The organism is Pseudomonas sp. Kh14, assembly GCF_900291005.1.
Lineage (GTDB): Bacteria > Pseudomonadota > Gammaproteobacteria > Pseudomonadales > Pseudomonadaceae > Aquipseudomonas > Aquipseudomonas alloputida.
In genome coordinates this window covers 101,920-128,830 of record NZ_OLKJ01000007.1, presented here as the reverse complement: position 1 = coordinate 128,830, position 26,911 = coordinate 101,920, and the positions used below count along the sequence as shown (strand labels likewise).

Sequence of the window (26,911 nt, the reverse complement as noted above, 5' to 3'; positions counted from 1 at the left end):
ACATGAGCCGACAATGGCACGACCTGCACAACCCGGCCGCCCGCGCCAGCCTGTACCTGCGCGCAGCCAGCAAACGTTCCATCAGCGGCGACCGGCTGCCGGACGATGGCCTGCGCTGTTTCATTCGGGTCCAGCCGGGCAATCTGGGGGCCTATCGAAGGCTTTGCCACTTTCCCGATGATGGCCGCCTGCCGGGGACCTATCCACATGTGATGGCGTTTGCCCTGCAATTGCAGCTGATGACGGCCGATGAATTCCCCTTCCCGCTGCTTGGTCTGGTACACCTGCACAACCGCATCGAAGTGCTGCGCCCGCTTGGTGCTGTCGAAGGGCTGCGCTTTGCGGTGTACGCGCACAACCTGCAGCGCCATGCCAAAGGGGGCACCTTCGACCTGGTCACCGAGGCTGAAGATGGCATCGGCCTGCTCTGGCGCGAGACCAGCCGCATGTTGGTGCGTGGCTTGGCCCTGGAAGGCGAGGCAAGTGAGCCCGCCGACCCTGAGCCTGGTCCGTTGCCCGAGGCCACCCGCTGGTACGCCGACAGTGATATCGGCCGGCGTTATGCCAAGGTGTGCGGGGATTACAACCCTATCCATCTCAGTGCCGTCAGTGCGCGGTTGTTCGGCTTTCCCACGGCCATTGCCCATGGCATGTGGACCAAGGCCATGGCCTTGGCCGCGCTGCGCGGGCACTTGCCGCACAGTGGCTATGCGTTTGAGGTGGACTTCCGCAAGCCGGTCAGGTTGCCTTCAGAGGTGGTGCTCAGTGCCAGTGAAGCGGGCCCTTCGGGCCAACTGCGCCTGGACGGGCACGGGGACGTGCTGCATATGGTCGGCCGTTGGGAGTGCTTGTAGGCCGGGCCTGTCCTGGCGGTATACGCTTGCTTTGCATCGGGCCTGGGCAGAAGCTATGCAGCAATAGGAGACCCCGATGAACCTGCAAGAACTCACCCAACGCCTGCATCAGATCCGCGATACCAATGACTGGCGCGGCTTCCACAGCCCGAAGAACCTGGCCATGGCCGCCAGCGTCGAAATGGCCGAACTGGTAGAAATCTTCCAGTGGCTGAGCGAGGACGAATCGCGCCAGCTGCCTGCCGACAAACTGGCCCACGCCGGCCAGGAAATCGGTGACGTGGTGCTCTATCTATTGCTGCTGTGCAGCGAACTGGGTCTGGACATGGACCAGGTGGTGCGTGCCAAGCTGGCCGACAGCGAGAGGCGCTTCGCCCGATGAACGACCGTCATTTCGATGAACTGGCCACCCGCTTTGCCGAAAAGATCTATGGCGGCGCCAAGGGTGCGATCCGCCTGGCCGTGCTGCAGGCCGACCTGGCCGAAGCGCTACCCGACCGCCCGCTACGCATCCTCGACATCGGCGCCGGGTTGGGCCACATGGCCTTGTGGCTGGCCGAGCGCGGCCACCAGCTGACCCTGGCCGAACCTGCGGCGCCCATGCTCGACGGCGCCAAGGCACGCTTTGCCGAAGCCGGCCAGACCGCGACCTTCATCCAGGCGCCCTGGCAAGACCTGCTCGGCCAGCTGACCGAGCGCTACGACCTGGTGCTCTGCCACGCCGTGCTCGAATGGCTGGCCGACCCCGAGAGCATCCTGCCGGTGCTGCACCAGCTCACGACCCCCGACGGCTGGTTATCGCTGGCCTTCTACAACCGCGACGCCCTGGTCTATCGCAACCTGCTCAAGGGCCATTTCCGCAAGTTGCGCAGCAACCGGCTGGAAGGTGAAAAGCAGAGCCTGACCCCTCAGAAACCGCTTGATCCACGCGAACTCAAGGCGCAACTTGAGCCTATGTGGCTGGTTGAAAGCGAAAGCGGCGTGCGGGTGTTTCACGACTACATGCCCAAGGAATTCCAGGGCAAGGCCGAGCTGCTCGACCTGTTGGAAATGGAACTGGCCCACCGCCGCCACCCCACCTTCGCCGGGCTTGGCCGCTACCTGCACTGGGTCTGCCGCCCCCGCTAATCCGCCGCGCCGGGAGGAACACATGCCGTACCGTCTGTTGTGCCTGGCCCTGCTGCCCATTGCCCTGGCTGGCTGCCAGGGCAGCAACCCGTATGTGGCCAGCAGCCGCCCGTTACCACCGGCCCCCGCCCAGGCGGCCACCACCTTCGACGCCAGTGCTTACCCTGCGCCCGCTCGTGATTATGGGCACTACCGCAGCTGGAGCTGGCGCAACGGCCAGTTGCCCAGCGGCGCTGTCGATGCCGACCCGGCGCAACTGGCCGATGCCGTCAGCGGTGCGCTCGACCAGCATGGCCTGCGCCCCTCTCGCGCAGGCCCTGGCGACTTGCTGGTGAGCGCCGATATGCGCCTGGAAAAACGCTTGCGCCAAGTACGTGACTACGACACCTACGACCCCTACTACGGGCCGTATCCCTATGGGGGGGTCGGCTATGGCGGCTACCGCCACGGTTATGGAGGCTATGCCAGCGTGCCCATCGTGCGTACCTACGAGGTCGAAGTCCTGGTGGTGCGCATCGACCTGTACGACGCCCGCAGCGGCCAGCCGGTCTGGAGCGCCAGCGCCGAGAGCAGCAGCAACAAGGACTCGCCCCGCGAACGCGAAAGTGCCTTGCGCGACTCTGTGCACAAGGCGCTCAGCGGCTATCCTCCCAGTTAATAGCTAACGGAGAACCATCATGTTGCGCCGTCTCGTTCTACTGTCATTCGCGTTGTTGCTCGCTGCCTGCTCGAGCAACAACGTCCAGCAGGATTTCGATGCCAGCCGCGATTTTGCCGCCTACCGTAGCTGGGCATGGCAGGAGCCAGGCCTGCAGTACCGCCCGGATGACCCACGGATCAAGAGCGACCTCACCGAGCAGCGCATTCGCCAGGCGGTAGCAGACCAACTCGACCAGCGCGGCCTGCGCCCGGTACAAGGCGGAGCGCGGCCCGACCTGACAGTACGCACATACCTGATCGTGGAGCAGCGCCAACAACAGATCACCACCAACTACGGCGGTGGCTGGGGTGGCTACTGGGGCGGCTACTGGGGTGGCCCGATGTACAACGAAACCCGCAGTGTCGACTACAAGGTCGCCACCATCCAGGTCGACATGTTCGATGGGCGTGACGGCAAGCTGGTATGGCGCGGCAGTGCCGAGCAGATCATGAACAACTACCCGCCAAGCCCGGAAGAACGTAACAGCGCAATCCGCAACACCGTGGCCAAGGTGCTGGGCAACTACCCACCGGGCAGCAAAAAATAGCGTTGGAACGCGGCTTTTGCATGCACCGTGGCCCGGCGGGAGCGGGTTTATCCGCGAAGCAATTGGCCCGGTGCATGGCACCGGCTTCGCGGATGTTCGCGGGTGAACCCACGCCTACATAGATGGCGATTCCGAGTACGACTGCGTCACCGGCCTGGCCTGTGTCAGCTACGACAAAATCCATTCCACGCACGCCTTTTTTCCGATGCCAACCGCACTCCCCCGCACGTTCCCGTCTATCTTCTTTTAAGGAAACCTGACTGACCGGGTAGAAGTGTTCAACATTTGGGAAAGGCGACCTGCCAATGCAAAGCATTGTTCTCCTGCTGTGGCTTGCCTTGTGCTCCGAACAGGATGTGCGTCAACGCCAGATCTCCAACGTGCTGACCCTGGGGGCGGCTGGCTGCGCCCTGGCCTGGCTGTTCAGCACCGGTCACAGCTGGATAGGCGCCGAAGCCAGCGAGGCCGGTTGGGCGCTGGCCATCGTCATGCTGCTGACCCTGCCAGGCTACATGCTCGGCCGCTTCGGCGCCGACGACGTCAAGCTGATGGGCGCCCTGGCCCTGGCCACCAGCCCGCAATATGTGCTCGGCACCTTCATTGGCGCGGGTGTCACTGTACTGGTCTGGCTACTGACCCGCCGCCGCCTGTGGACTCTGCTCAACCCCAAGGTAAAGAAGCGTTTGCAGGCCCTGACCGAAGAAATGGGCGACAAGCAGGCATTCGTCCCCTATGTGTTATCAGGTTTTCTTCTAACGGCCGTATGGATCCAGTAAGCCTTCCAGTGGTCCGATAACCTGTACACGCCTTGTACATATTCGCTGAGTGCGACTATTTTTAAGCTGCCAGAGCGTCTGGCACGGGAGCAGGGCCGTACAAGAACAGGGAGTTGATTGTGTCCAGACCAGTGAGTGATGTAAAGGTGTTGGTGGTTGATGACCAACCGGTCATTGTCGAACAACTGAGTGAATTTCTCGAAACCAAGGGCTATACCTGCGTAACAGCCCTCTCGACCGACGAAGCGATCGAGCACTATGTGGCAGACCCTAGCATCGGCCTGCTCATCTGTGACCTGCACATGCCCGAACGGGATGGCGTCGAGCTGGTGCGCGCCTTGAAGGAGATCAATGGCAACAAGCGCATGTTCGAAGCCATCATGCTGACTGGGCGTGCCGAGAAACAGGACTTGATCCGCGCGCTACGCGAAGGTTTTGCCGATTACTACCAGAAGCCGATGGACCTCGATGAACTGCTGGCAGGCGTCCGCCGGCAGGAAGAGGCCTTGCTGGAGCGCCAGCGCAATCTTCGTGATCTGGGTGGGTTGAACCAGCGCTTGCAGGAACTGGCCGAGTCGGTGGACGAACTGTATCAGGACCTGGAAAAAGCCCGTGGCCAAGGCACCCACCGGCGTGCCAGTGATGCAGAAGAAAGCGAAAGCGAGCTGCCACCAGCGTTCGAGAAGCTGTCACCACGCCAGCTGGAAGTGGCGCGACTGGTTAGCAAGGGCAAGACCAATTACCAGATCGCCTGTGAACTGGGCATTACCGAAAACACCGTGAAGCTCTATGTGTCTCAGGTATTGCGTTTGACGCATATGCACAACCGCACCCAGCTGGCTCTGGCGCTGACCCCCAGCTCGTCGCCCGTGCACCAGCGGTTCACGACCCATTGAGGAAGGCTCGGCACATCATTCTGGAGCGGCCTGCGCTGCGAGAGGCTGCTCCTGCAAGCCCATAGTTGCCTGCTACAACTGGATCGCCAGGTTCAACGACAGCCGAGGCCGACGGTCCAGGCTATCCAGCGCCACATCCGCCAACGGCTTGGCCACCTCCAGCGCCACATTGAACATATGCCCACCCCCTAACCGCACACCCAGCGCCACCGAAGCCAGATGGGCGTCCTCCACCGGTCCCCGGTTGTGCCAGGCCTGAGCGGTATCCACCACCGCATAGGGCTGAACCCGCGCAAGCCAGCTACTGCGCACGCTGTAGTTGAGCTCGTAGGCCACACCCCAACCCTTGTCACCGTCCGCCTGATCGCGCGGGTAACCGCGCCCGAAATTCTGCCCGCCAAACCCCGCTCGCTCGCTGTCGGGCAAGCGATCGTCACTCCAGTAAAACACCCCGGACACCACCCCCTGCCAGTTTTCCAACAGGGTGTCGCTCTGCAAACCGGAAAGCCGCAAGCGCAGGAAGTCGAGATCGTAGTCAGCATCGCTGCGTGCCCCCAGGTAGTCCAGCCCCTGATGGACCCCGGCACTGACGATACGCAAACGCCCCTGCTCCACCTTGCGCCAGTCACCTTCGAATGACAGCGCCCGCACATAGGTGTCGTACTTGCGAGACGGTGGCTGCTCGGCCATCCGGTCTTCATCATGCTCACTGACCGAGTACAGGTGGCCCTGCACCGCCAGCCACTCATTCGGCCTTACAACCACCGGCTGACGCAGGCCGATCGCATAGCGCTCACTGTCGTGCTCGCGGGTGATATCGCGGCCATCGTCCAAACGTATGCGCGTGCCGGGCTCGCTGCGGTAGCGCGACGCCGACAGCAGCAGTTGGCTACCGGCGGCGTCCAGGTACTGGCTGTAATCGAGACGCTGGTAGTAGACCCGGTCATTGCCAGGGGGCAGCAGCCAGCTGGCCGTGACGCGTTCGCCATGGCGGGTCTGGGCATTGCTGGCTACGGTGATCAGGGCCTGTGCAGCATCACGGCTGGAGTCGGCCACGGTCACAGCAGCGCTGAGCGGCGTGCGCCGCGCATGCACGGTCAGCCGGGCGACACCATCAGCAGCCCGCGCCACTGCCAGTTCGGCCTCTATCACGACCCCTGGCATGCGCGTAGCCAGGCCCAGATAGCGCTCCAGCGTTTCGCGGGTCAGTGGGCGCTCGGCCTCAATGCGCGCCAGCAACTGCTGCAAATACTCGCTTGCCGGCCCAATATCGCCGTCCACGCGGTAATCACGTACGTAACCTTCGACCAGCACCACGTTGACCCTGCCATCGGCCACATCCTGAGGAGGCAGGTAGGCATACGACAGCAAGTAGCCCTCCTGCCGGTAGCGTTGGGTCAGGCGCTGGGTGTATTGCTGCAATTCACCCAACGTGGTTTCGCGCCCGATCAGTGGCTGATAGTGTTCGCGCAGGTCGCCCAAGGGGAACACCGTGCCGCCCTCGAAGCGCACTTTATGCAGTACCAGCCGGGTGTTGGCCGGGGCCCAGTCGGGGTTTTCGATAGCCGCCCCGGCCAGCCGTATATGGGGGCTCACAGGGGAGTAATTCGTCATCGGCAGGTTGGCGCTGGGCAGACGCCGCTCGTATTCATGGCTGTCGAGAAACCCCGGCAACGGGTCGGCTTGGGCAGCAAGTGCCCAAAGCAGCAACATCAGGGGCACGACCAGAGGACGCATAGGGCACTCCATGTTCCCATGGGTTGCGGGGCACCAGCCGGTCACACCCGTTACTTGCAAGCGTAGGTGCTGGCCCGGCTGTCGTCGAACACCTACTCACTGACCTGGAACGCCACCCGCGCCGTCTGACCGCTTTCGTCCAGCGCGCTGAGTTCGGCCTGCCCGACCTGTGGCAAACGCAGCAACAGGCTGTCCTGCCCCTGGGTTTCCCCCAACGGCTGGCCGTTGAGAAACCACCAGCGCCGTCCACCACCACCCAAGGCAGAGACCTGCAATTGCAACGGTTCAGTGCTGGTGGCCGGGCGGCGCAGATTGTCGCCTGGGCGCACGCCGACAATCGACAGCGGTGGTGCACTGGCCGGCGCCTGCGGCGGGCAGGCCGGGTCGATGGCCGGCAAACGCGCCATGCGCCGCTCGACACGGGGTAGCCAAGGCTCCAGCGGCGCCGGCCACAGGGCGATGTCACGCGCCTTGGCGCCCGGGCAGCTACCATCGACCCGCAAGCCCTGCTCGTTGACCCACATTTTTTCGCGCAAGCCCAGGCCCAGCGGCTGGTCGGCTGCCTGCAAGGTTGGCGGCGTGGTGCCGTCCAGGGTCCATGCAAAGCGCTGACGCCGACAGTTGGTGTCCTGCTTGCTCATCGGCTGGCCCAGCGGCCAACAGATCGCCGCAACGCCGATATTCGCAGGTACCGGCGCTACCGGAACGCTGATGCCGCGTTGGCTGTCGCGATTGCTCAACAGATCGTGCACCTGCAACATCAGCGGCGCCGCCGACGCCAGGCCGAACTGCCCAGGCACCGGTGTACCGTCGGGGCGGCCAATCCATACACCGATCAGGTAACGCGGCCCAACACCAATCGACCAGGCATCGCGAAAGCCGTAGCTGGTGCCGGTCTTCCAGGCCAGTAGCGGGCGCTGCACAAGTTCGGCGTGCGGGTCGCGGTCCGGGCGCGCCTGGCCACTGAGGATACGCCGGATGATCCACGCCGCACCCGGTGACAGCAACCGGTGCTCCACCAAGGGGGCCTGTGGCTGCAAGCGCACCTGCGCACTGTTGCCACCTCGCGCCAGCGCCGCGTAGCCGCCGACCAGGTCCTCCAGCCGGCTGCCGGCACCGCCCAGGATCAACGACAGGTTGGGCTCGGCAAGGGGGGGAAGTATCAACGGCATGCCTGCCATGCGCAGTTGTGCGGCAAAGCGTTTCGGGCCGTAGGCCTCCAGCAATTGCACGGCGGGCAGGTTGAGCGACAGGGCCAGCGCCGAGCTGGCCGACACCGGCCCACTGAAACCCATGGAGAAGTTGCCAGGGCGATAGTCGCCATAGCGTCGTGGAACATCCTGCAACAGCGATTCGGAATGGATCAGGCCATCGTCCAGCGCCATCCCGTAAAGAAACGGCTTGAGGGTGGAGCCGGGCGAACGTAACGAGCGCACCATGTCGACATGGCCAAAGCGGCGCTCATCAGACAAATCTATCGAGCCCAGGTACGCGCGCACCGCCATGCTCTGCGCTTCGACCACCAGAATGGCGGCCGAGGTACGCTCCGGCAGCCGTGCGCCCCAGCCCAGCAGCAAGTCTTCAAGGCGCCGCTGAAGCGCAGCGTCAAGCGTGGTACGGATCAGCGGCGGGCTGTCAGCGCTGTTCAGGCGCCGGGCCAACAATGGCGCCAGGGCCGGCTCCTGGCGTGGCGCCAACACCAGCGGCTCCTCGGCTGCCTCGCGAATTTGCCGGGTCGGCCATACCTGGTATTCAGCCAGGCGCTGCAGCACCTTGTCCCGGGCACGCTGGGCACGCTCGGGGTGGCGGTCCGGGCGCAGCCGGCTGGGTGCCTGGGGCAGCACGGCCAGCAGTGCCGCTTCGGCAGGTGTCAGGTGCAGGGGCGACTTGCCCAGGTACGCCCAGCTGGCTGCCGCCACACCCTGAAGCGTGCCGCCAAAAGGTGCGCGGTTCAGGTAGATCTGCAGGATGTCGCGTTTGGACAAGTGCCATTCCAGCTGCAAGGTGCGCCATAGCTGGCGCAGTTTGCCGACCAGGGTACGGTCGTGCGGGTCGAGCAGGCGTGCCACCTGCATCGACAATGTGCTGCCACCCGACACGACACGCCCGCCGCGCAGGTTCAGCCAGGCCGCGCGGGCCAATGCCAGCGGGTTGACCCCTGGGTGGTTGTAGAACCAACGGTCCTCATAAGTCAGCAAAGCCTGCAGGTAAAGCGGCGAAACCTCTTCAGGGCTTACGGGGTAGCGCCACACGCCATCAGCATCGGCAAAGCGCCACAACGGCGTGCCGTCTTCGGCCAGCACTACCCGGGCCAGGTCGTCACCCGGCAGCGGCAACGGCCAGACACGGTCAGCCAGCCAGAACAGGCCGCCGAGCACCAGCAGACTGATCAGCGTGGCACGCAACAACCTGCCCGCACGGCAGCGTGGTCGCGCTAAGCTTGGCATCGGGAACCGTCCTGGCCAGGTAATGGCCAAAGGCTTTGGGACGACAACCTCGCCGATTTTTTCATCAGGAAGCAACTATGCATGTAGAAGGTTTTTTCGAGTGGCTGGGCCAGGCACTGGGGTCGTTGATCCGCTTCATCGTCGACGCATTGAGCGGGCTGTTCAACCTGCTGGCCAATGCCGGTGGCAACTTCATCGATGGCCTGTCGCGCACCTTGGGCATGGACACCTCGCTGCTGAGCATCCTGGCCCTGATCATCGGCCTGATGCTGCTGTACTCGGCAATCCGCGCATTCATGCGCGCCTCGATCATCCTCGGGATCATCTGGCTGGTGCTGGGGCTGTGGGTGATGAGCTGGGTGATCCACTGATCTGCGCGGTCTTTGTGGGAGCGGGCTTGCGTCGCGATAGGGCTGCACAGCAGCCCCAGGCTTTCAGCTTCGCCGCTTGAATTGTCGGGGCCGCTTTGCGGCCCTTTCGCGACGCAAGGCCGCTCCCACATTGTCCGCGTAGAGCGGGTCTCTAGCGGGCTTTCACGGTCATCTCCCCTTGCCCATCGCCCACGGCCTGCAGGTTCGGCCGATACATCGACTCGACCTGCGGCGGCGGCACGCGGTAAGTGCCCGGGGTCACTGCTCGCGCCAGGTACAGCAGGTGGTTGGTGCCATAGCCGTCAAGCTTGAGCGCGGCAACATAACGGTCATCACGGTACTCCTGATGCACCACGCTGGCATTCTGCATCGACTCGCGCCACGCCTTCACCGCACTGCTGGCGTTGTCCAGGCTGGCAGCGCTTTGCGCCAGGTTCTGGTTTTCCAGCTCCAGGCCTGCCGGCAGCAGGTCCACCACCAACGCATCCGGCACGCGGTCCTCAGCCTTGAGCGCCAGGTGCACGAGCACAAGGTCGCCACTGCGCAGGTTGTGCAGGTCCAGCGGCTGGCCATTCATGCCCAGGTACTCTCTGTGAATCTGCATGCCATTGCCGCCTGCCGCAGGTGCCTGGCGCGGGTATCCGGACAAGGTCAGCTGCTGATAGAGCGTCTCAGTGCCTTGGTTCTGCACGCTCAGCGGTGAAGCCAGCAACGGGCCCTCAAGCTTCATACCGGCCTCGGCATTGTTCAACTCGCGCACTTCACCCGCACTGTCCAGGCGTGCCTGCCACTGGCCTTCGGGCTTGCCCAGCAGGCCACGGCCAGCGAGGAACAGTGCATTGCGCTCTTGTGTCGACAGCCAACGGTTGGCCGCCAGTTCATCCGACAAGGCGAACAGGCGCTGATCGACCTGGCTGCTGGCCAGGTTGCTTTCCTGCAGCAGCGCCAGGATCAGCGCCTGGTCACGCAGGGCGCTGCCGTAATCGGCCAGCCAGCCTTTGCCACGGCTGATGCCCAGGCCCGCCTGCAAGGCTTGCTCGGCACGCGGTTTGTCGCCCATTTTGTCCAGCGCCACCGCCAGTTGTACCAACGGCAGACCGGAGCGGGCATCGGCGCGACGTTCGAACAGGCCGCGCAGGGCGCCCAACGGCGCCTGCTGGCTGCGCGACAGCACCAGCGCCGCATAGGCCTGCACGGCAAAGCGCGTGTGGTCGGCATTCTCGCTGTAGTCGACTTCGATCAGGTTGCGTTCCTGCAGGTAACGCAGCAGGCGCTCACTGGCCTTCTTAAGTGCCTCGGCGGGTACGCCATACCCTTGGTCACGGGCACGCAGCAGGAAGTCGGTCACATAGGCGGTCAGCCAGTACTCTTCCTCGCTGTCCGAGCTCCACAGGCCAAAGCTGCCGTTGTAGCGCTGCATCCCCAGCAGGTGCTCAATGCCCATTTCGATCTTGCGCTTGCGCACATCCGCCGGCTCGCCCTTGATGCCCAGGCGCTTGAGGCTGTCGGCATCGGCGTACAGCGAAGGGTACAGGCCACTGGTGGTCTGTTCGAGGCAGCCGTAGGGGTAGGCTTGTAGCGCGCGAATCTGCTCGGCAAGGTTCAGCGGCGGCCGGCTCGACAAGGCCAGGCTGGCTTCCAGGCCAGCGGGTTCGAAGGCGGCCAGGTCTGCTTCGGGCAGAGTCCACGGCTGGTCCTTCAAGGCCACACGGTAGTGCTTGAGCATTGCCGGGTAGGCCGGGCGCACGCCCAGCGTCCACTCACGTTCGAACGCATTGACCGGCTCGTTCGGCAGTTGCAGGCCCGTCACCCGGACATGCACCTTGCCCTGCCCCAGCCCTCCCTGGGCCTGCACCGGAATCATCAGCGTCGAGCGCTGCCCTTCGGCCAGGTTAATGCTCTGCACGGCGTTGGCCGCCAGGCTCAGTTGCCCATCCGTGGTGATTTCGACGCTCAGTTGCTGGGCGCGGCCGGACAGGTTGGCCAGGTCCAGTGCCAGGCTGGTACGGTCGCCACCGGCCAGGAAGCGCGGGGCCGAAAGCTCGGCAATCAACGGCGCGGCGACCACGGTCTTGCCTTCGGCCATGCCGAAGTGCTCTTCGGTCCAGGCCTGGGCCATCAGCCGCAGTTCGCCGTTGAAGTCGGGGATGTCGACCGTGGCCTGGCCCTCACCCTTGTCGTCCAGTGTCACCGGCAGGCTCTGCTGGGCGACGATGGTTACCGTAGTGTTGGGTCGCTTGCCCCCCTTGGCCATCGCTGCATCGCCACCGAATGCCAGGCTGGCCAGGCGGCCTTGGCCGGCCTCTATCAACTGGCCGTAGATGTCCAGTTGATCGGCACCATAGGCCTTGCGCCCGAACAGGCTGGCGAACGGGTCGGGGGTTTTGAAATCGGTGATGTTGAGGATGCCCACGTCCACCGCCGACAACAACACATGCACCTGCTTGGGCACACTGCCATCGGCGTTGGCGGCCTTTATCTTCACTGTCAAAGGCTGTTTCGGGCGCATTTTCTCCGGCGCCTGCAGGCTCAGCGCAAGCTTGCGCTCGGCGCGGTCCAACGGCAGGTGCAGCACGCCCACGGCGCGCTTGGGCGTGGCATTGGCCTTGCGCTCACCAGGGCGGATAACCAGCGCGCTGACGTACAGATCGTGACGGGCCCAGGCCTTGTCCAGTTGCACGTCAAAGGTCTTGCCCTCGGCGGGCACATCGATCTCCTGCCACCAAAGCGGGCCATCGCTGGACTCGATCATCAGGTAGCCGCTGCCCGCAGCGGGCGGGGTGACGGTGACCTTGGCGGTAGCGCCATCGGTGTAGGAGGGTTTGTCCAGCGCCAGCTTGACCTGGTCCGGCCGCACCGCGCCGCCCTCAGCGTTGTCCTGGGCACGATAGCCGGCCCAGAAGCGCTCACTGGACACCAGGCCGGTCTGCGGGTCTTCGACCTCGACGCGGTACGGGCCCCACTCAACCTGGAAGCTGAGTTTGGCGGTGGAACCTGCCTTGACGCTGATCGTCTCTTCGTTCTGGGTCAGGAACTTCTCGTTGTAGGCGTAGCTCCAGCCGTCGCTTTGCGAGTAATTCCAGTAGTAATCGCGGCGTTCGCGAACAAGGCGCACCTTGAGCGCGTCGGCCGCCAGTTTGTTACCGTCGCGGTCGGCCACCAGGAATTCGAATTCCACGGGCCCGTCGCTATCGGTCTCCTCCCCTTCGAACAGGCCTCGCAGGCCCGGCAGGCGCTCAGCCGGCCAGATAGGCTGCTCCAGGCGCCGGGTGATCGGCCGACCACCCGACTCTTGCAGGCTGGCCTGCACGGTCAGTTGCAGCGGAGAGCGGGCTTCGGCCCAACGGCTTTCGATATCGACCACCGCCTTGCCGGCCTGGTCAAGGGTGACTTCGTCCAGTTCCAGGTCCTGGTTCAGATCGGTCTCTGTGACCGAGCCGAACTGGTAGCCAGGCAGCGCCGGTACTGCCTCGCGCAGCGGGCGTACATAGGCCTGACCGCTCAGGCGGTTGCCGGCGGCCGGCGCACCATAGAGGTAACGGCCATTGACCTGGATACGCGCATCTTCATCCGGCGAAAGCGGTGTACTGCTGCCCTTGAGCTCCAGCGCCAGACGCTCGGGCAGGAAGTCTTCAACGAGGAATTCATAGACCTGCTTGCGCCCGCCACCCAGGTCGAGCAGCAGTTGCCAACGGCCAGTCGGCGCCTCGGTAGCCAGCTGCAACTGGTATTGGTACAAGCCATTGCCGTCGGCTTCCCAGACGAACTTGCGGCTCACCTGTTCATCCGGGCGACGCACTTCCACGCTCACCGGCTGGGCTTTGACCGGCTTGCCGTCCTGGTCGCGCAGCAGGCCGTTGAGCAGCACCGTCTCACCCGGGCGGTACAGGTCACGCGGGCCGAAGATGAAGAATTGCAGCGGGTTGGCCTGAGGCCCGGTGATGTCGAACTCGGCCAGGTCCAGGGCTGCGGTGTTCAGGCGCAGCAGCGTGGTATGCACGCCCTGGGTGGCAATCAGGGTATCGGCCTTTGGCGTGATCGGCAGCTGGGCATGCCCCTTGCCATCGGTGGTGGCCTGGGCCAACAGCTTGCCCTTTTCGTCATGGATTTCCAGGTTGACGCCGCTCAGCGCCTTGCCGCCTTCCAGGGCTTGAGCAAACACGTCAATGCGGTCGCGGTAGCGGTGGGCCGACACGCCGATGTCGCTGAGGGTGAACAGGGTTGCCGGCTGAGAATAATCGTAGGTACCCGAGGCGCGCATCACTGCCAGGTACACGCCTGGCGCCTGCAACGGCTTGATGCCGGCAATCGGCAGCAACACGGTCTCGCGCGTGTTGCGCGCCGGGTTTAGATCGAAGCGGCCGCTGTAGACCAGCTCGGCCATGTCCAGGGTTTCCTTGGACTGGTAGTAGTACAGGCTGCTGTTGCGTCCCCAGTTGGCCAGGAAGGTCGAGAGCATGTCTGGCTTGACGCGGAAGAACTCGACATCCACTTTGTCGACGTTCAGGGCAATCACCGGCAGGCCTTCGGCCAGGCGGGTAGGCAGCAGCGAGCCGCGGCTGGCAAAGCCGATGGTCGGCGGCATGTCGCGGGTTTCCAGGCGGGTGATCGACTCGTTGTCCAGCTGCTTGCCGTTGACTGCCAGCAGCCCCTTGTCGACGGTCAGCACCAGCTTGCGCTGCGGCTCCAGGTGGCGCAGGCGCAGCTCCATCTGGTTGTCGGAGAGTTCCCAGGCGCCATCGAGCTTACCCTTGACGGTGTCGACCAGGTGCACCTTGGTGGCGAAGTCCTGCTTGGCATCCAGCGGTACGGAGAAGCTGATCGACAGCGTTGCTGCGCCATCGAGCTGCACTTCCGATACGTCCAGCACCGTGAGTTCGCGGCCCTCGTAGCGCTTGGCGAGCACGGCAGGGTCCTCACGCTTGGGGGCGGGGGCTTCGGCGGGCGCCACGGTTTTCTCGACCGGCGCCGGTTTGCCCGGCGTGGAAGAGTCACAGGCACTGAGCAACGCCAGCGCGCAGGCCAGCAACAATCCTTTGTTGAACATGAGATAGGAACTCTTGGGCAGCGTGTACGTGAGGGCAGCAACTATAGCGCAACGTCAGGTGCAGCACCCGGCGTTGCGCGCCAGGTCAGACCATGGTCGCGCTAAATGGTTGCCTGGTCGTTACACTGTGGCCATTCGTTAAAGGGGCCGCATTGCGCCCCTTCGCGGGCTTGCCCGCTCCCACAGGTTTGGCGCCGGCCGCAAGAGCAACACTTTCCTGTGGGGGCGCAAGCCCGCGAAGGGGCACACAGCGGCCCCAAAATCTCATGGAATGCACATGCCCCAACTCGCTGCCGACTGGCGCCACCGCCCCACCCACCGCAAGGTCTGGGCGCTGGCCGCGCCGATGATCCTGTCCAACATCTCGGTACCGCTGGTGGCGCTGGTCGACAGCACGGTCATCGGGCATCTCCCGCACGCCCACCAACTGGGCGCCGTAGCCGTGGGCGCCACCTTGTTCACCTTCATGGTCGGCCTGATGGGCTTCTTGCGTATGGGTTCCACCGGCTTCGCTGCCCAGGCCGCCGGCCGTGGCGACGGTGCAGCGCTACGCCAGGTACTGGTGCAAGGGCTGCTGCTGGCGGTCGGCTTCGCCCTGTTGATAGGCCTGCTGGCCCTGCCCTTCAGCCAGCTGGCACTCCATGCGATGCAACCCAGTGCAGCCCTGCAGCAATCCACCGAAGACTTCTTCCATACCCGCCTGCTTGGCCTGCCTGCGGCGCTGGCCAGTTACGCGCTGGTCGGCTGGTTCCTCGGCACGCAGAACGCCAGGGCGCCACTGGCAATCCTGCTGACCACCAACCTGCTCAACATCGCCTTGAACCTGTGGTTCGTGCTGGGCCTGGACTGGGGCGTACTGGGCTCGGCGCGGGCGTCGGTAATTGCCGAATGGAGTGCCGCCCTGCTCGGTTTGGCCCTGACCCGCCCGGCCCTGCGGGCCTACCCGGGGCAGATCATGTGGGCAGCGCTCAAGCGCTGGCAGGCCTGGAGGCCTCTGCTGGCGGTGAACCGCGACATCTTCCTGCGCAGCCTGGCGCTGCAACTGGTGTTCCTGCTGATCACCGTGCAGGGCGCGCGTCTGGGTGAGGCCACGGTGGCGGCCAACGCTCTGCTGCTCAACGGCCTGCTGCTGACTGCTTATGCACTCGATGGCTTGGCCCACGCCGTGGAGGCCTTGTGCGGCCATGCCATTGGCGCCCGTAACCGCGACACCCTGCGTCGCTCGCTGGTGGTGGCCTGCGGCTGGTCGCTGATCACCAGCCTGGGCTTTGCCGGGCTGTTCCTGCTGGGTGGGCACCTGTTCATCGACTTGCAGACCGACATCGAAAGTGTGCGGGCGGCGGCTTATCCATATTTGCCCTACCTGGCGTTGCTGCCGTTGATCGCGGTGTGGAGTTACTTGCTGGATGGCTTGTTCATCGGCGCGACCCGGGCGCGGGAAATGCGTAATGCAATGCTGGCGTCGGTGCTGGTGGCATTGCCCGTGGCGGTGGTCATGAGCGGGTTCGCCAACCATGGATTATGGTTGGCGTTTCTCGGGTTCATGGGGTTGCGGGCGGTGACGTTGGGGTGGGTGGGGTGGCGGTTGCAGCAGAAGGGTGAGTGGATCGCATGACGGCTTGGTATCGCGGCCCCCTGTAGGAGCGGCCTTGTGTCGCGAAATGAGGGCAAAGCCCTCACCTGCTGACTCACAGCCACACACAATCCCAATGCGGATACTCGCCCGCTCGCCGGACCAGGCCAGCCCGAATCGGGTTGGCGATGATGTAGCGGGCAGCAGCCTTTACATCTTCTTCCTTGCGCAATGCCCGGTCATAAAAGCCCGGTTGCCAGATGTGCCGGCGATCAATGCCTTTACGGTAAAGCGCGCAGCTGCTTCGCGACTTGAAGGCACACATGAGATTGCCCAAGCTGGTTGGCCCCAGTTCGATCAGCCAATGCAGATGATCCGGCATCAAGACCCAAGCCAGGGAGCGGCAGCCCCCTTCATGATCGCTAAGGCGCAACTGCTGGATTACCGTCCGCGCAAACAAGAGGTTCTTGAACAACGGAAGGCGATCGCGCGTGATGGTGGTTAGCAGGTAGAGCCTGCCTGGCTCCGAGAAGCGCCCTTGGCGCAAGCGGTGATTGCCGTGACGATCCATGTCTACTTCCTTTGAACATTGCGTTCAAGGGTAGGTGTCGCGATGACGGGCACCGTAGGCGGATCATTACCGCGTATAACGCGGTGAGGGCTGCGCCCTCAGATCGCGACGCAAGGCCGCTCCTACAAGAGGTCGCGACCCCATGTGATATCGCGGTCTCTGTAGGAGCGGCCTTGTGTCGCGATGGGCCGCAAAGCGGCCCCGGCAATTACGACGACAGGTAAGAAGACCGGGTCAACCCAAGGCGCAACGCATCCAGGTACTGCGTGCGCTCGCGCGCAGTGATCTTGGCGCTGGCGACCTTGTCGCGGTAGTGCGTCATCAACTCTTCCGGCGACAGGTGCACGTAGCGCAGCATGTCTTCGATGGTGTCGTGGGTTTCGATACCGGCGTGGTACACGCTGCCGTCGGCATTCTGGTAGATGTTCACCGAATCGGTGTCACCGAAGAGGTTGTGCATGTCACCCAGGATTTCCTGGTAGGCACCCACCAGGAACACGCCCAGCAGGTAATCCTCACCCTCCTTCACCGCATGCACCGGCATGCTGGTTTCGATGCTCTGCTCGTCAACGTACTGGTTGATCTTGCCGTCGGAATCGCAAGTCAGGTCCTGCAATACCGCACGCCGCATCGGCTCTTCGTCCAGGCGGTGCAGCGGGATGATCGGCAGGACCTGGCCGATGGCCCAGGTGTCTGGCAGGCTCTGGAACACCGAGAAGTTGCAGATGTACTTGTCGGCCAGCTTGTCGTTCAGCTCGTCCAGCACCTGGCGGTGCGAGCGCTGGCGGGCTTTCAGCGAGTTGTGCAGGCGGCGGCACACGGCGAAATAGCACTGCTCGGCCAGGGCCTTCTCGCCCAGGCTCAGCTTGCCATCGGCGTACTGCGCGGCCACATCACCCATGTAGTGGGTGGCGCGCCAGTAGGTCTCGGTGACCATCTCGATGTCGGTCGGGCCAAGCAGGTCGACCAGCCACTGCACGGTCTCGGGCAGGGCTTCCTTGTTCTCGATGGTCGGTACGTCGTCGTTGTGTTTCTCGACGTCGGTCACCTGGATCACCAGCATGGCGTGGTGCGCGGTCAGCGAACGGCCACTCTCGGAGAAGATGTGCGGGTGCGGCAAGCCCTGCGCGTCGCAGAACTCCTTGAGCATGCCCACCACCACGCCGGCGTAGTCGTCCATGTCGTAGTTGATCGAGCTGGCATTGCGCGAGTGGGTGCCGTCGTAGTCCACACCCAGGCCGCCACCCACGTCGATGTGGTCGACCGGCAGGCCCAACGCACGCAGTTCGCCGTAATAACGGATGGCTTCCTTGAAACCGTGCTGGTAGTCAGCCAGGTTGGCGATCTGCGAACCCATATGGAAGTGCAGCAGACGGATGCCCTGATCCAGGCCCGCATCGCGGAAGCGCTGCACCACCGAAAGCAACTGGGCGGCGGACAAACCGAACTTGGACTTCTCGCCACCGGTGTCGGCCCACTTGCTCGAGGCCAACGACGAAAGGCGAACGCGCAGGCCAACCTGTGGTTTCACCTTGAGCTCGGCTGCCTCTTCGATCACCAGGGCCACTTCCGACTCTTTCTCGATGACGATGAACACATTGTGGCCAAGCTTCTGGCCCATCAGTGCCAGGCGAATGAACTCACGGTCCTTGTAGCCGTTGCAGACGATGGTGCCGCCCTTCGGCGCCAGCGCCAGCACTGCCAGCAACTCGGGTTTTGAGCCGGCTTCCAGGCCGATGGAAACGTTTTGCGTGGCGATGATGTTTTCCACCACCGCTTCCTGCTGGTTGACCTTGATCGGGTACAACGCGGTGTACTGGCTCTGGTATTCCAGGCGCGCGATGTTGGCGTCGAACGCACCGGTCAGCTGGCGCACACGGTCCTGCAAAATGTCAGGGAAGCGCACCAGCAAGGGCAGCGACAAGCCGCTCTGGCGCAGTTCGTCGACCTGTTCGAACAGGTCGATCGGAGCGCTTTGAGGGCCGTTGGGGCGTACTTCGACGCGCCCGGCTTCATTGATGGCGAAATAGCCAGCGCCCCAATGGCGGATGCCATAAACACTGCGGCTGTCGGCCACGGTCCATTGGCTACCATCGTCTTTGCGTGTGCGTCGTACGGACATTCAAGTCCCCTATAGATAAGTCGAAGACACTGCCCGCAGGCAGCGGGGCGAGTGTAAAAGCTGAAAATGACGATTCATCCGTGCTCAGGCATAGACTCTGACCACGGGAACGAGTTTAGAAAGCGCTGGGCAAAAAATCGCGCGATGGCCTCAGCCTCCGGACTTTTTCGCCTTGAAACCCTGTTTGGTCAGCTCGCCGATCAACAGCTCGACATGGTCGCCCTGGATCTCGATAACCCCGTCCTTCAGGGCGCCGCCGGTACCGCAGCGGCGCTTGAGCGTGGTCGCCAGCTCCTTGAGCTGGTCGGGCGGCAGCGGCACACCGGTGACGGTGGTCACGGTCTTGCCGCCACGGCCTTTGCTTTCGCGGCGCACGCGGGCAATGCCGTCGCCTTCGGGGATGATTTGCTGCTTGCAGGTGCAGGCGTCCACCGGCTGGCCACAGTCGGGGCAGTGCCGACCGGCGTCGGTGGAGTACACGAGACCGCCAAGGGCGGAAAAGGAAGAAGCTTTCTTGGCCACTTTTGTTCCTCGGTGCTGAGGACAAAAACTGGTCGTGCCTTGGGGTGGAGGCCGACCGCGAAGCCCCACTCTGGCAGGGGCGGCGCTACTGCTGCAAGAATTGCGGCAGCCCGAAAAGGGCGCGCAGTGTAACGATAAATACGGCGATTGCTAAGTACAGGATTGCGGCATTTTGCGAATCTTTTGCGACCATTCGTGGGCGCGCCCGCTCCCACAGGGACTGTGCAGCCCCCAAGCGCGGCGTTGCGCCCGTGAGAGACGGCGTCCGGTACCAGCAAAACGACTATCTCAGGCTTGCCTTATAGCGCTGCAACGCCGCCAACGAGTCCGGGCAATAAGGCTTGCTCAGGCTTTCCTGCTCAGCCTGTTCCAGACCGATGAAGCGCGCCTCGATCACCTCTTCCGGCTGCAACCGCAACGGTGCATCCGACACCGCCGAATACACCGCACACCACAAGCGGTTATCCGGCTGGTCAAAGTAGAACCGCTCGTGGAAGCGCAAATCAGCGCCTTCGATGCCCAGCTCTTCGGCCAGCTCGCGCGCGGCCGACTCGGCATACGCTTCCCCGGCCGTGACCATGCCGCCCGCCGCCACATCCCAATACCCGGGGTACAGCGCCTTGCTCAGCGTACGCCGGTGTACACACAATTCACCGGCACTGTTGAACAGCAGAATGAACGTGCAGCGACCGATCAGGCCACGCTCGCGCAGCTCGGCACGGGGCAAGGCGCCCAGTACCTGGTCGGTTTCGTCCACCCAGGTGACCAGCTCGCGGTCGGAAGCCGCCCGATGGGCGGCCTCGGTTGGGCTGATAGCCATCATCAACCCTGCGACAGCAGCTGACGCAGATCGATAACCGCAGCGTTGGCCCGGGAAATGTAGTTGGCCATGACCAACGAGTGGTTGGCCCACATGCCGAAGCCACTGCCGTTGAGCACCATCGGGCTCCACAGCGACTCTTGCGAGGCCTCCAGCTCACGGATGATCTGACGCACGCTGACGGTGGCATTCTTCTTCGCCAGCACGTCGGCGAAGTCCACCTCGATGGCACGCAGCAGGTGCGACAGCGCCCAGGCTTGGCCACGGGCTTCATAGAACACGTTGTCGATCTGCAGCCATGGGGTTTCCACCAGCTCCTCATCCACCTGCGGCGCCTGGCCGGCAACGACCGACTCGGTCTTCAGCGTGGTGTTGAGCTTGACCCGGCCAACGCTGGCCGACAGGCGCTGCGACAGCGAGCCCAGACGAGTGGCGACGTCACCCAGCCAGTTGTTCAGGTTGTCGGCGCGGGTATAGAAGATTGCGCCCTTGTCACCGGCAGCCAGACGGGTCTGGTAGCGGGTCAGCGACTTGATGCCCTCTTCGAACTCCGACTCGCTCGATGGCAGGATCCAGCTCTTGTTGTCGAAGTTGAAGCGCGGCTCGGCCTTGGCCAGGTCGGCGTCTTCGGTGGACTGCGACTGCGAACGGGCGAAGTCTTTACGCAGGGCACGGGACAGGTCGCGGACCTGGACCAGCACGCCATATTCCCAGCTTGGCATGTTGTCCATCCACAGCCCTGGCGGGAAGCGGTCGTTGGAAATGTAGCCGCCCGGCTTGTTCAACAAGGTGCCGGCCACGGTCTTGAGGGTTTCGACGGTGGTATAGCCCACCACCATCTGCTGGCCAGCACGTTCGGCTGCGGCCTGGGCGTTTTGCTGCACCGGGAACAGAGCAGGCTCCTGGCTCCAGTACCAGCCCAGGCCGATACACACCAGCAGGTACAACCCGATCAGGGTCCCCAGGGCACGGCTCCAAAGGCCGCCAAGGTAGCTACGGGCGGCAGCGCCGCGCCCGTCGACACGCTCACGGGGCTCGGCTTTGGCCTCGCGGTTTTTCCAGTCCAGCATGGCTTTGTCCTTAATCAGTCACGACGGTTCAGGGGCTTTGACCACAGGCCTGCGCTAGCGTGCCACGGGAAGCCCTAATGGCTGCACTATAAAGCAGACACCACCGTACGCATAAGCGACCATTCAGTCAGCAACTGAATATTCGTTCTGCCCGCTTTGTTGACGCAGGGCACTCACGCACGTGAAAAGAGCTGCTAGCATAGAGCCATCATTGCCCCAGCACATCCCAACCTATAAGTAGCCAGGACATGAGCCAAGCAGTCGAGCCGAGCCCGCAGTGCCCCGTCCAACAGTTGACGCGTAACGGCCTGCGCAAGGACGACCCGCTCGACCAGCTGCTGCTGCCCGTGCGCAAACCGGTGTACATCCTGCTGCAGGACCACGAGCGCGCCCAGCGCCTGGCCCAGCAACTGGAATTCTTTGGTCTGGTGGTGCAAGCGTTGCCCAGCGCCGCAGCGTTTCTCGCCTCGATCAGCGAGTACCCGCCGTCGGCCATCATCATGGATGTCGACTTCACCGGCGCCGGCCTGGGCTTGCTGCTGGCCGCTCAGGTGCAGCAGGGCCTGGCACGCGCCATTCCGTTGCTGTTCTTCAGCCATCACGAAGCCGACACCCCTACCCGCCTTGCCGCAGTACGCGCCGGCGGTCAGGACTTTCTCACCGGCAGCCTGGAAGCCTCCAGCTTGCTGGAAAAGGTCGAACTACTGACCAACACCGCCCCGCACGACCCGTTGCGCGTGCTGATCATCGACGATTCGCGCACACAGGCCATGTACACCGAGCGTGTACTGGCCGGCGCCGGCATGCTCACCCGCAGCCTGACCGACCCGATCCGCACCATGGCCGAGCTTGCCGACTTCCAGCCCGACCTGATCATCCTCGACCTGTACATGCCGGCCTGCACCGGCCCGGAGCTGGCCAAGGTAATCCGCCACAGTGACCGTTATGTGAGTGTGCCGATCATCTACCTGTCTGCCGAGGACGACCTGGACAAGCAACTGGATGCCATGAGCGAAGGCGGTGATGACTTTTTGACCAAGCCGTTTCGCTCACGCCACCTGATCACTACCGTGCGCAACCGCGCCGCCCGCGCCCGCCATTTGAAGGCGCGCATGGTCCGCGACAGCCTGACCGGGCTGTACAACCACACCCATATCCTGCAGCTGCTGGAAGACTGCAGCTTCCGCGCCCGCCGTGAGCAGCAACCGTTGAGCTTTGCCATGCTCGACATCGACCACTTCAAGAAGATCAACGACCGCCACGGCCACCCCATGGGCGACCGAGTGATCAAGAGCCTTGCCCTATTCCTCAAGCAGCGCTTGCGCAAGACCGACTTCATTGGCCGCTACGGTGGCGAGGAGTTCGCCATCGTCATGCCCAATACCGCGCTGGATGCCGCACACAAGGTGCTGGACGAAATTCGCCGGCGCTTTGCCGAAATTCTCTACCCGGCGCAGCCGCGGGATTTGCAGTGCACCTTCAGTGCAGGGGTGGTGCAACTGGACGAGGGGCTGGATGCACTGACCATGGCCAGTGCAGCGGACGAGGCGCTGTACCGGGCCAAGCATGCGGGGCGTAATTGTGTCGTTCGTGTAGAGCCCTGAAATTCGCACTCACTGTGCCGGCCACACCACATGAAGGCACTGTGCCACTTTTTTTTCTGACACCAAGCCCCTGGCGTCATCACCCCGTCACAAAATCGCAATAACTTCAGGCGCCTACCTCTCCCCTGCGCAGGAAGTTCGCGGCTATGCGGCTGAAGTGGCTGACCAATTTCAACACCCTGTTGCTGGTGACCGTGTGTATCGCCTTGGGCGTCACCCTGTGGTGGTCACAGCGCGCCCTCGAACGCCCCTACCAGCTGATGGAGCGCTATCTGGGCCTGTCCCAGCAGTTCCAGAACCAGGCAGCGCGCAATATCCAGGCCTATCTGGGCAGCGGCGATGCCTTGCGCCAGGCCGCCGCCATGGAGGCGAACCAACAGTTGCAGGCCGCACTGACGGACTGGCCGGTAGAGCTGGCCGAGAAGTTGCGCCCCAGCCTGGATAGCCTGCAGGCCTTCACCGCCAACGAACTGCTGGCCGCCGGCAAGCTGGCCGGCGACCCACAAGCCCTGCTGCTGCAAGCCGAGCGGGAGCTGGGGGCGAACTTCGAGCAGATGGCCAGCTACGCCCGCGACAGTGGCAACGCCGAAGCCAATCGCTACTTGCTGCCCTTGCTCGACGCCACCCTGCACCTGGGGCGGCTGTCATTGGCTCGCGACAAGCTGGTCAGCAGCGGCCGCCCGGAGCTGGCCGACGAGGTCGAGCGCGAGCTGCAACTGATCCGCGCCCAGGCCCAGACGGTCGACGGCCTGCCACTGCTCGGCGTAACCCGCACTGCCGAATCCGGAGCCGACGACTTCGCTGCGATGATGGGCCTGGAATCCCAGAGCAGCGCCCAGCAGGAAGACATTGCCGTGGGCCTCAAGCGTGAATTGCAAAGCCTGCTCAACCGCTACCCGGCCGAACTGCAACGCACCCGCGAACAGATCGAGCGCCGCGCCGAGCTGGCCGCCACTACCGGCCAGCGCCTGGAAGCCGTACAACAGGCCATCGCCGCGCTGGAACCCGAAGTGCGCGGCCAGCATGCGAAAATCGCTGCCGAGGTGCGCATCATCCAAGGCCTGATGATCGGCCTTATCCTGCTGATCGCCCTATTGATCGATACGCTGCAACGGCGCCTGGCACGCACCCTGACCGGACTGGCCCCGGCCCTGTCGCGCTGGGCCGAGGGCGACTTCGCCCAAGCCATCGCCCTTGGCAAGACCAACCGCGAACTGCACGACATCCAGGAGTCGCTCAACCGCCTGCGTCAGTACCTGGTGGAACTGGTCGGCACCATCCGCCATAACGCCGAGCAGGTCGCCGGCAGCAGCCACGCCCTGGCCGGCATGAGCGCTGCGCTGCACGGCGGCGCCGAGCGACAGGCCGGCGATACCGGGCAGATCCGCGATGCCTTGGGCGAGCTGGAAGCGACCATTCAACAAGTGGCTGGTGATGCCAGCGCAGCCGCCGAGGCCAGCCGCGATGCCGGGCGTGCGGTGGAACAAGGCCAGGCGGTAATCGGCCAGAGCCTGTCGGGCTTGCGCGAACTGGTCGATGAAGTGCAAGGCAACGCCCGCATGATCGAACAATTGGCGGAAGAGTCGGCCACCATTGGCGGGGTACTGACGGTGATCCGCGCGATTGCCGAGCAGACCAACCTGCTGGCACTGAATGCCGCGATCGAAGCGGCCCGTGCCGGCGAGATGGGCCGTGGCTTTGCCGTGGTCGCCGATGAGGTGCGCTCACTGGCTCAGCGCACCACGGGGGCTACCGGCGAGATCCAGGCGTTGATCGACCGCTTGCAGCAGGCCGCCAGAAGTTCGGTGGCGGGGATGCGCGCGCAGCTGGAGCATGCCGAGGCCACGGCCAACCAAGCCCAGGCGGCGGATGGGGCGCTGGATGAGATTGTCTGTGCCATTCGTACCATTGCCGATACGGCGGTGCGGATTGCCGATGTCACGGCGCAGCAGAGTGGCGCGGTGAGCGAGATTCGTGACCACAGCGAGCGGATTCACGCGTTGGGTGAAGACAACCTGCAGCGCATTGGCGAGGGGCGTGAACAGGGCGAACAGCTGCTGAGCCTGGGCGGTGAGCTGAACCGGGCCGTGCGAGCGTTCAGGGTCTGAGTCGGCGGGTGGTCGCCAGGACAGGTGTAGCAACTGAAGAGGGTTTGACGTGATATGTGTTGCGTCTGGGAGATCGAGCGCCGCCCGCGCGGCGCTTCGCGGGTAAACCCGCTCCTACGTTTGTTTCGGGCCAATTATTCCTGCGCATCCGTTATCATGCCGGGCACGTTCCACCTCGCGAGTCCGCCATGCGCCGCCTGTTTTTCATGCTGTTCCTGCTGCTGGCCAGCCCTGCCTTCGCCGCAGGCCTGCTCGACAACCGCCCCAGCGCCACCCTTGGCGCCGCTTCGCTGGCCAACAACGCCGATTTCCTGCCGGTACACGAGGCCTTCAAGCTCAACCTGGTCCAGGCCGATGCGCAAACCATCAAGCTGCGCTTCGTCGCCACCGATGGCTACTACCTCTACCGCCACCGCTTCCAGTTCCGCACGGAACCGGCCGATATCACCCTGGGCACGCCGAACATCCCCAAGGGTGAGGCCAAGCACGATGAATTCTTCGGCGACGTTGAGGTGTACCACGGCGTGCTCGATATCGAGTTGCCACGCAAAGACCCACGCGCTTTCACCCTGCTGGTGGGCTATCAGGGTTGCGCCGACAAGGGCTTGTGCTACCCGCCGGAAACCGCACGCCTGAGTATCGATGGCGAAGGCGCTGCAAACACGCCAGCCACCGGCGAACACGGCTGGAACTGGAAGTCGCTGCTGCTGTTCTTCCTCGCTGGGGTCGGCCTGACCTTCACCCCCTGCGTCCTGCCGATGTTGCCGATCCTTTCCGGTGTGGTGCTGCGCGGCCAGGTTGGCGGCGTGCGCGGCCTGGCGCTGTCGCTGGCCTACGTGCTGCCAATGGCCGCCAGCTTCGCGGTGCTCGGCGCACTGATGGGCCTGTTCGGCGCAAGCCTGAACCTGCAGGCGCGCCTGCAGTCTGCCTGGGTGCTGGTACCTTTCGCGCTGTTTTTCGTGGTATTCGCCCTGGCCATGTTCGGCCTCTTCGAACTGAGGCTGCCCCAGGCCCTGAGCAACCGCCTGAACAACGTCGCCAACCACACCCGCGGCGGCTCGCTGCTGGGCGCAGCTGTGCTCGGAGTGCTCTCCAGCTTGCTGGTTTCTCCGTGTGTATCGGCTCCCCTGGCCGGTGCCTTGCTCTATATCAGCGCCAGCGGCGATGCCCTGGGTGGCGCGCTCAAGCTGTTCACCCTGGGTTTGGGCATGGGTGCGCCACTGCTGCTGGTGGCCACCGGTGGCGCGGCCTGGCTGCCCAAAAGCGGCCCATGGATGAACACGGTGAAAAACGCCATTGGCGTATTGCTGCTGGGGCTGGCCATCGGTTTGCTCAGCCGTGTACTGCCAGGCCCTGTGACCTTGCTGCTGGTCGGTTTCCTCGCCGCGGGTGTGGCACTGTTCCTCGGCGCGCTGGAATTCGTCGTCAAGACGACGGCCCAGCGCCTGGCGCAACTGCTCGGTCTTGCCTTGCTGGTGTACGCGCTGGCTTGCTGGTACGGCGCCCTCACTGGCCAGGGCGACCCACTGCGCCCACTGCCGGGGGCGTCACTGGCCGCCAGCGGCAGCCTGCCGGCAGCAAAAGCCGATGCCTGGCAGACCATCACCACACCTGATGCTCTGGACGCAGCCCTGGCGCAAGCCAAGGCCGCCGGCCAACCAGTGCTGCTGGACTGGTACGCCGACTGGTGCATCAGCTGCAAGGTGATCGAGCATGAGGTGCTCAACGCACCGCAGGTGCAAACACAACTGGCCGGCTTCAAACTGCTGCGGTTCGACATCACCGACAGTAATGCCGAGCAACGCACGCTGCTCGACCGCTACCAGCTGTTCGGCCCACCCGCCCTGCTGTTTTTTGCTGCGAACGGCAGCGAAATTACCGCTGATCGGGTGATTGGCGAGATAAATGCCGGTGAATTTGCGCAGATTCTGACGCGCGTGCGCGGCAAAGTCGGTCTATAACTTCCCGCGAGCCCGGAAAAATCCTGAAATGAGTGACCGGATTTAATTATTCGGTCA

20 protein-coding genes are annotated in these 26,911 nt (G+C 63.9%); 12 read left to right on the top strand and 8 right to left on the bottom strand.

Annotated features, from left to right (window positions below; all coding sequences use genetic code 11):
- Positions 1-2: 2 nt before the first annotated feature.
- From FQ668_RS02275 to FQ668_RS02240, 7 genes are all read left to right on the top strand, one after another.
- Positions 3-854: a MaoC/PaaZ C-terminal domain-containing protein gene (locus FQ668_RS02275; RefSeq protein WP_041166834.1), complete on the top strand. Its 852-nt coding sequence runs from the start codon at positions 3-5 to the stop codon at positions 852-854.
- A 76-nt stretch (positions 855-930) separates the two neighbouring features.
- The gene (locus tag FQ668_RS02270; RefSeq protein ID WP_003255298.1) at positions 931-1,236 is read left to right on the top strand and encodes a MazG-like family protein; all 306 of its coding nucleotides are present in this window, start codon (positions 931-933) and stop codon (positions 1,234-1,236) included.
- On the top strand, positions 1,233-1,982 hold the full coding sequence (locus FQ668_RS02265) for a methyltransferase domain-containing protein (RefSeq protein WP_144179868.1): 750 nt from the start codon (positions 1,233-1,235) through the stop codon (positions 1,980-1,982). Before FQ668_RS02270 ends, FQ668_RS02265 begins: the two co-directional genes overlap by 4 nt.
- A 22-nt stretch (positions 1,983-2,004) precedes the next feature.
- Entirely contained in the window at positions 2,005-2,640 is a 636-nt protein-coding gene (locus tag FQ668_RS02260; protein ID WP_014589558.1) for a DUF4136 domain-containing protein, read from the top strand.
- A 19-nt stretch (positions 2,641-2,659) separates the two neighbouring features.
- A complete protein-coding gene (locus tag FQ668_RS02255) occupies positions 2,660-3,229 on the top strand; it encodes a DUF4136 domain-containing protein (RefSeq protein ID WP_010951849.1) in 570 nt (189 codons plus the stop codon).
- A gap of 305 nt (positions 3,230-3,534) precedes the next feature.
- The gene (locus FQ668_RS02245) at positions 3,535-4,005 is read left to right on the top strand and encodes a prepilin peptidase (protein ID WP_010951848.1); all 471 of its coding nucleotides are present in this window, start codon (positions 3,535-3,537) and stop codon (positions 4,003-4,005) included.
- Positions 4,006-4,124: 119 nt separating this feature from the next.
- Positions 4,125-4,901 carry a response regulator transcription factor gene (locus FQ668_RS02240; protein WP_053868091.1) on the top strand — a complete coding sequence of 259 codons (777 nt, stop codon included), beginning with the start codon at positions 4,125-4,127 and terminating at the stop codon, positions 4,899-4,901.
- A gap of 72 nt (positions 4,902-4,973) precedes the next feature.
- On the opposite strand, the gene FQ668_RS02235 is transcribed toward FQ668_RS02240, so the two are convergent.
- Positions 4,974-6,638, bottom strand: a complete 1,665-nt coding sequence (locus tag FQ668_RS02235; protein WP_053868085.1) for a ShlB/FhaC/HecB family hemolysin secretion/activation protein — start codon at positions 6,636-6,638, stop codon at positions 4,974-4,976.
- Between the two features lie 92 nt (positions 6,639-6,730).
- Complete coding sequence (pbpC, locus tag FQ668_RS02230) at positions 6,731-9,085, bottom strand: peptidoglycan glycosyltransferase PbpC (protein WP_144179866.1); 2,355 nt, start codon at positions 9,083-9,085, stop codon at positions 6,731-6,733.
- 77 nt (positions 9,086-9,162) lie between these two features.
- On the opposite strand from pbpC, the gene FQ668_RS02225 reads away from it, so the two are divergent.
- The gene (locus FQ668_RS02225; protein ID WP_004577004.1) at positions 9,163-9,456 is read left to right on the top strand and encodes a hypothetical protein; all 294 of its coding nucleotides are present in this window, start codon (positions 9,163-9,165) and stop codon (positions 9,454-9,456) included.
- Between the two features lie 151 nt (positions 9,457-9,607).
- Here the strand turns inward: FQ668_RS02225 and FQ668_RS02220 are convergent, their stop codons facing one another.
- Positions 9,608-14,503, bottom strand: coding sequence for an alpha-2-macroglobulin (locus FQ668_RS02220; RefSeq protein WP_053868084.1), 4,896 nt, complete (start codon positions 14,501-14,503; stop codon positions 9,608-9,610).
- 277 nt (positions 14,504-14,780) lie between these two features.
- On the opposite strand from FQ668_RS02220, the gene FQ668_RS02215 reads away from it, so the two are divergent.
- Positions 14,781-16,118 carry an MATE family efflux transporter gene (locus tag FQ668_RS02215; RefSeq protein WP_053868083.1) on the top strand — a complete coding sequence of 446 codons (1,338 nt, stop codon included), beginning with the start codon at positions 14,781-14,783 and terminating at the stop codon, positions 16,116-16,118.
- Between the two features lie 73 nt (positions 16,119-16,191).
- Here the strand turns inward: FQ668_RS02215 and FQ668_RS02210 are convergent, their stop codons facing one another.
- From FQ668_RS02210 to FQ668_RS02190, 5 genes are all read right to left on the bottom strand, one after another.
- On the bottom strand, positions 16,192-16,647 hold the full coding sequence (locus FQ668_RS02210) for a transposase (protein ID WP_053868082.1): 456 nt from the start codon (positions 16,645-16,647) through the stop codon (positions 16,192-16,194).
- A 208-nt stretch (positions 16,648-16,855) separates the two neighbouring features.
- Positions 16,856-18,769: an arginine decarboxylase gene (gene speA / locus FQ668_RS02205; protein WP_010951840.1), complete on the bottom strand. Its 1,914-nt coding sequence runs from the start codon at positions 18,767-18,769 to the stop codon at positions 16,856-16,858.
- A 150-nt stretch (positions 18,770-18,919) separates the two neighbouring features.
- Complete coding sequence (locus tag FQ668_RS02200) at positions 18,920-19,291, bottom strand: translation initiation factor Sui1 (RefSeq protein ID WP_003255318.1); 372 nt, start codon at positions 19,289-19,291, stop codon at positions 18,920-18,922.
- Between the two features lie 283 nt (positions 19,292-19,574).
- Positions 19,575-20,111 carry an NUDIX hydrolase gene (locus FQ668_RS02195; RefSeq protein ID WP_014589551.1) on the bottom strand — a complete coding sequence of 179 codons (537 nt, stop codon included), beginning with the start codon at positions 20,109-20,111 and terminating at the stop codon, positions 19,575-19,577.
- A 2-nt stretch (positions 20,112-20,113) separates the two neighbouring features.
- The gene (locus FQ668_RS02190; protein ID WP_014589550.1) at positions 20,114-21,181 is read right to left on the bottom strand and encodes a DUF2333 family protein; all 1,068 of its coding nucleotides are present in this window, start codon (positions 21,179-21,181) and stop codon (positions 20,114-20,116) included.
- A 248-nt stretch (positions 21,182-21,429) separates the two neighbouring features.
- On the opposite strand from FQ668_RS02190, the gene FQ668_RS02185 reads away from it, so the two are divergent.
- The 3 genes from FQ668_RS02185 (at position 21,430) to FQ668_RS02170 (ending at position 26,854) form a co-directional block, all read left to right on the top strand.
- Entirely contained in the window at positions 21,430-22,785 is a 1,356-nt protein-coding gene (locus FQ668_RS02185) for a diguanylate cyclase (protein WP_014589549.1), read from the top strand.
- Between the two features lie 146 nt (positions 22,786-22,931).
- Positions 22,932-24,893, top strand: coding sequence for a methyl-accepting chemotaxis protein (locus tag FQ668_RS02180; protein WP_014589548.1), 1,962 nt, complete (start codon positions 22,932-22,934; stop codon positions 24,891-24,893).
- A 188-nt stretch (positions 24,894-25,081) separates the two neighbouring features.
- Positions 25,082-26,854, top strand: a complete 1,773-nt coding sequence (locus tag FQ668_RS02170; RefSeq protein WP_014589547.1) for a protein-disulfide reductase DsbD — start codon at positions 25,082-25,084, stop codon at positions 26,852-26,854.
- The last annotated feature ends 57 nt before the right edge of the window (positions 26,855-26,911 follow it).

What these genes read in the sequence shown, in the direction of transcription:
- FQ668_RS02275 (WP_041166834.1), top strand. Translation starts at nt 3, where the DNA reads ATGAGCCGACAATGGCACGACCTGCACAACCCGGCCGCCCGCGCCAGC.
- FQ668_RS02270 (WP_003255298.1), top strand. Translation starts at nt 931, where the DNA reads ATGAACCTGCAAGAACTCACCCAACGCCTGCATCAGATCCGCGATACC.
- FQ668_RS02265 (WP_144179868.1), top strand. Translation starts at nt 1,233, where the DNA reads ATGAACGACCGTCATTTCGATGAACTGGCCACCCGCTTTGCCGAAAAG.
- FQ668_RS02260 (WP_014589558.1), top strand. Translation starts at nt 2,005, where the DNA reads ATGCCGTACCGTCTGTTGTGCCTGGCCCTGCTGCCCATTGCCCTGGCT.
- FQ668_RS02255 (WP_010951849.1), top strand. Translation starts at nt 2,660, where the DNA reads ATGTTGCGCCGTCTCGTTCTACTGTCATTCGCGTTGTTGCTCGCTGCC.
- FQ668_RS02245 (WP_010951848.1), top strand. Translation starts at nt 3,535, where the DNA reads ATGCAAAGCATTGTTCTCCTGCTGTGGCTTGCCTTGTGCTCCGAACAG.
- FQ668_RS02235 (WP_053868085.1), bottom strand. Translation starts at nt 6,638, where the DNA reads ATGCGTCCTCTGGTCGTGCCCCTGATGTTGCTGCTTTGGGCACTTGCT.
- pbpC (WP_144179866.1), bottom strand. Translation starts at nt 9,085, where the DNA reads ATGCCAAGCTTAGCGCGACCACGCTGCCGTGCGGGCAGGTTGTTGCGT.
- FQ668_RS02225 (WP_004577004.1), top strand. Translation starts at nt 9,163, where the DNA reads ATGCATGTAGAAGGTTTTTTCGAGTGGCTGGGCCAGGCACTGGGGTCG.
- FQ668_RS02220 (WP_053868084.1), bottom strand. Translation starts at nt 14,503, where the DNA reads ATGTTCAACAAAGGATTGTTGCTGGCCTGCGCGCTGGCGTTGCTCAGT.
- FQ668_RS02215 (WP_053868083.1), top strand. Translation starts at nt 14,781, where the DNA reads ATGCCCCAACTCGCTGCCGACTGGCGCCACCGCCCCACCCACCGCAAG.
- FQ668_RS02210 (WP_053868082.1), bottom strand. Translation starts at nt 16,647, where the DNA reads ATGGATCGTCACGGCAATCACCGCTTGCGCCAAGGGCGCTTCTCGGAG.
- speA (WP_010951840.1), bottom strand. Translation starts at nt 18,769, where the DNA reads ATGTCCGTACGACGCACACGCAAAGACGATGGTAGCCAATGGACCGTG.
- FQ668_RS02195 (WP_014589551.1), bottom strand. Translation starts at nt 20,111, where the DNA reads ATGGCTATCAGCCCAACCGAGGCCGCCCATCGGGCGGCTTCCGACCGC.
- FQ668_RS02190 (WP_014589550.1), bottom strand. Translation starts at nt 21,181, where the DNA reads ATGCTGGACTGGAAAAACCGCGAGGCCAAAGCCGAGCCCCGTGAGCGT.
- FQ668_RS02185 (WP_014589549.1), top strand. Translation starts at nt 21,430, where the DNA reads ATGAGCCAAGCAGTCGAGCCGAGCCCGCAGTGCCCCGTCCAACAGTTG.
- FQ668_RS02180 (WP_014589548.1), top strand. Translation starts at nt 22,932, where the DNA reads ATGCGGCTGAAGTGGCTGACCAATTTCAACACCCTGTTGCTGGTGACC.
- FQ668_RS02170 (WP_014589547.1), top strand. Translation starts at nt 25,082, where the DNA reads ATGCGCCGCCTGTTTTTCATGCTGTTCCTGCTGCTGGCCAGCCCTGCC.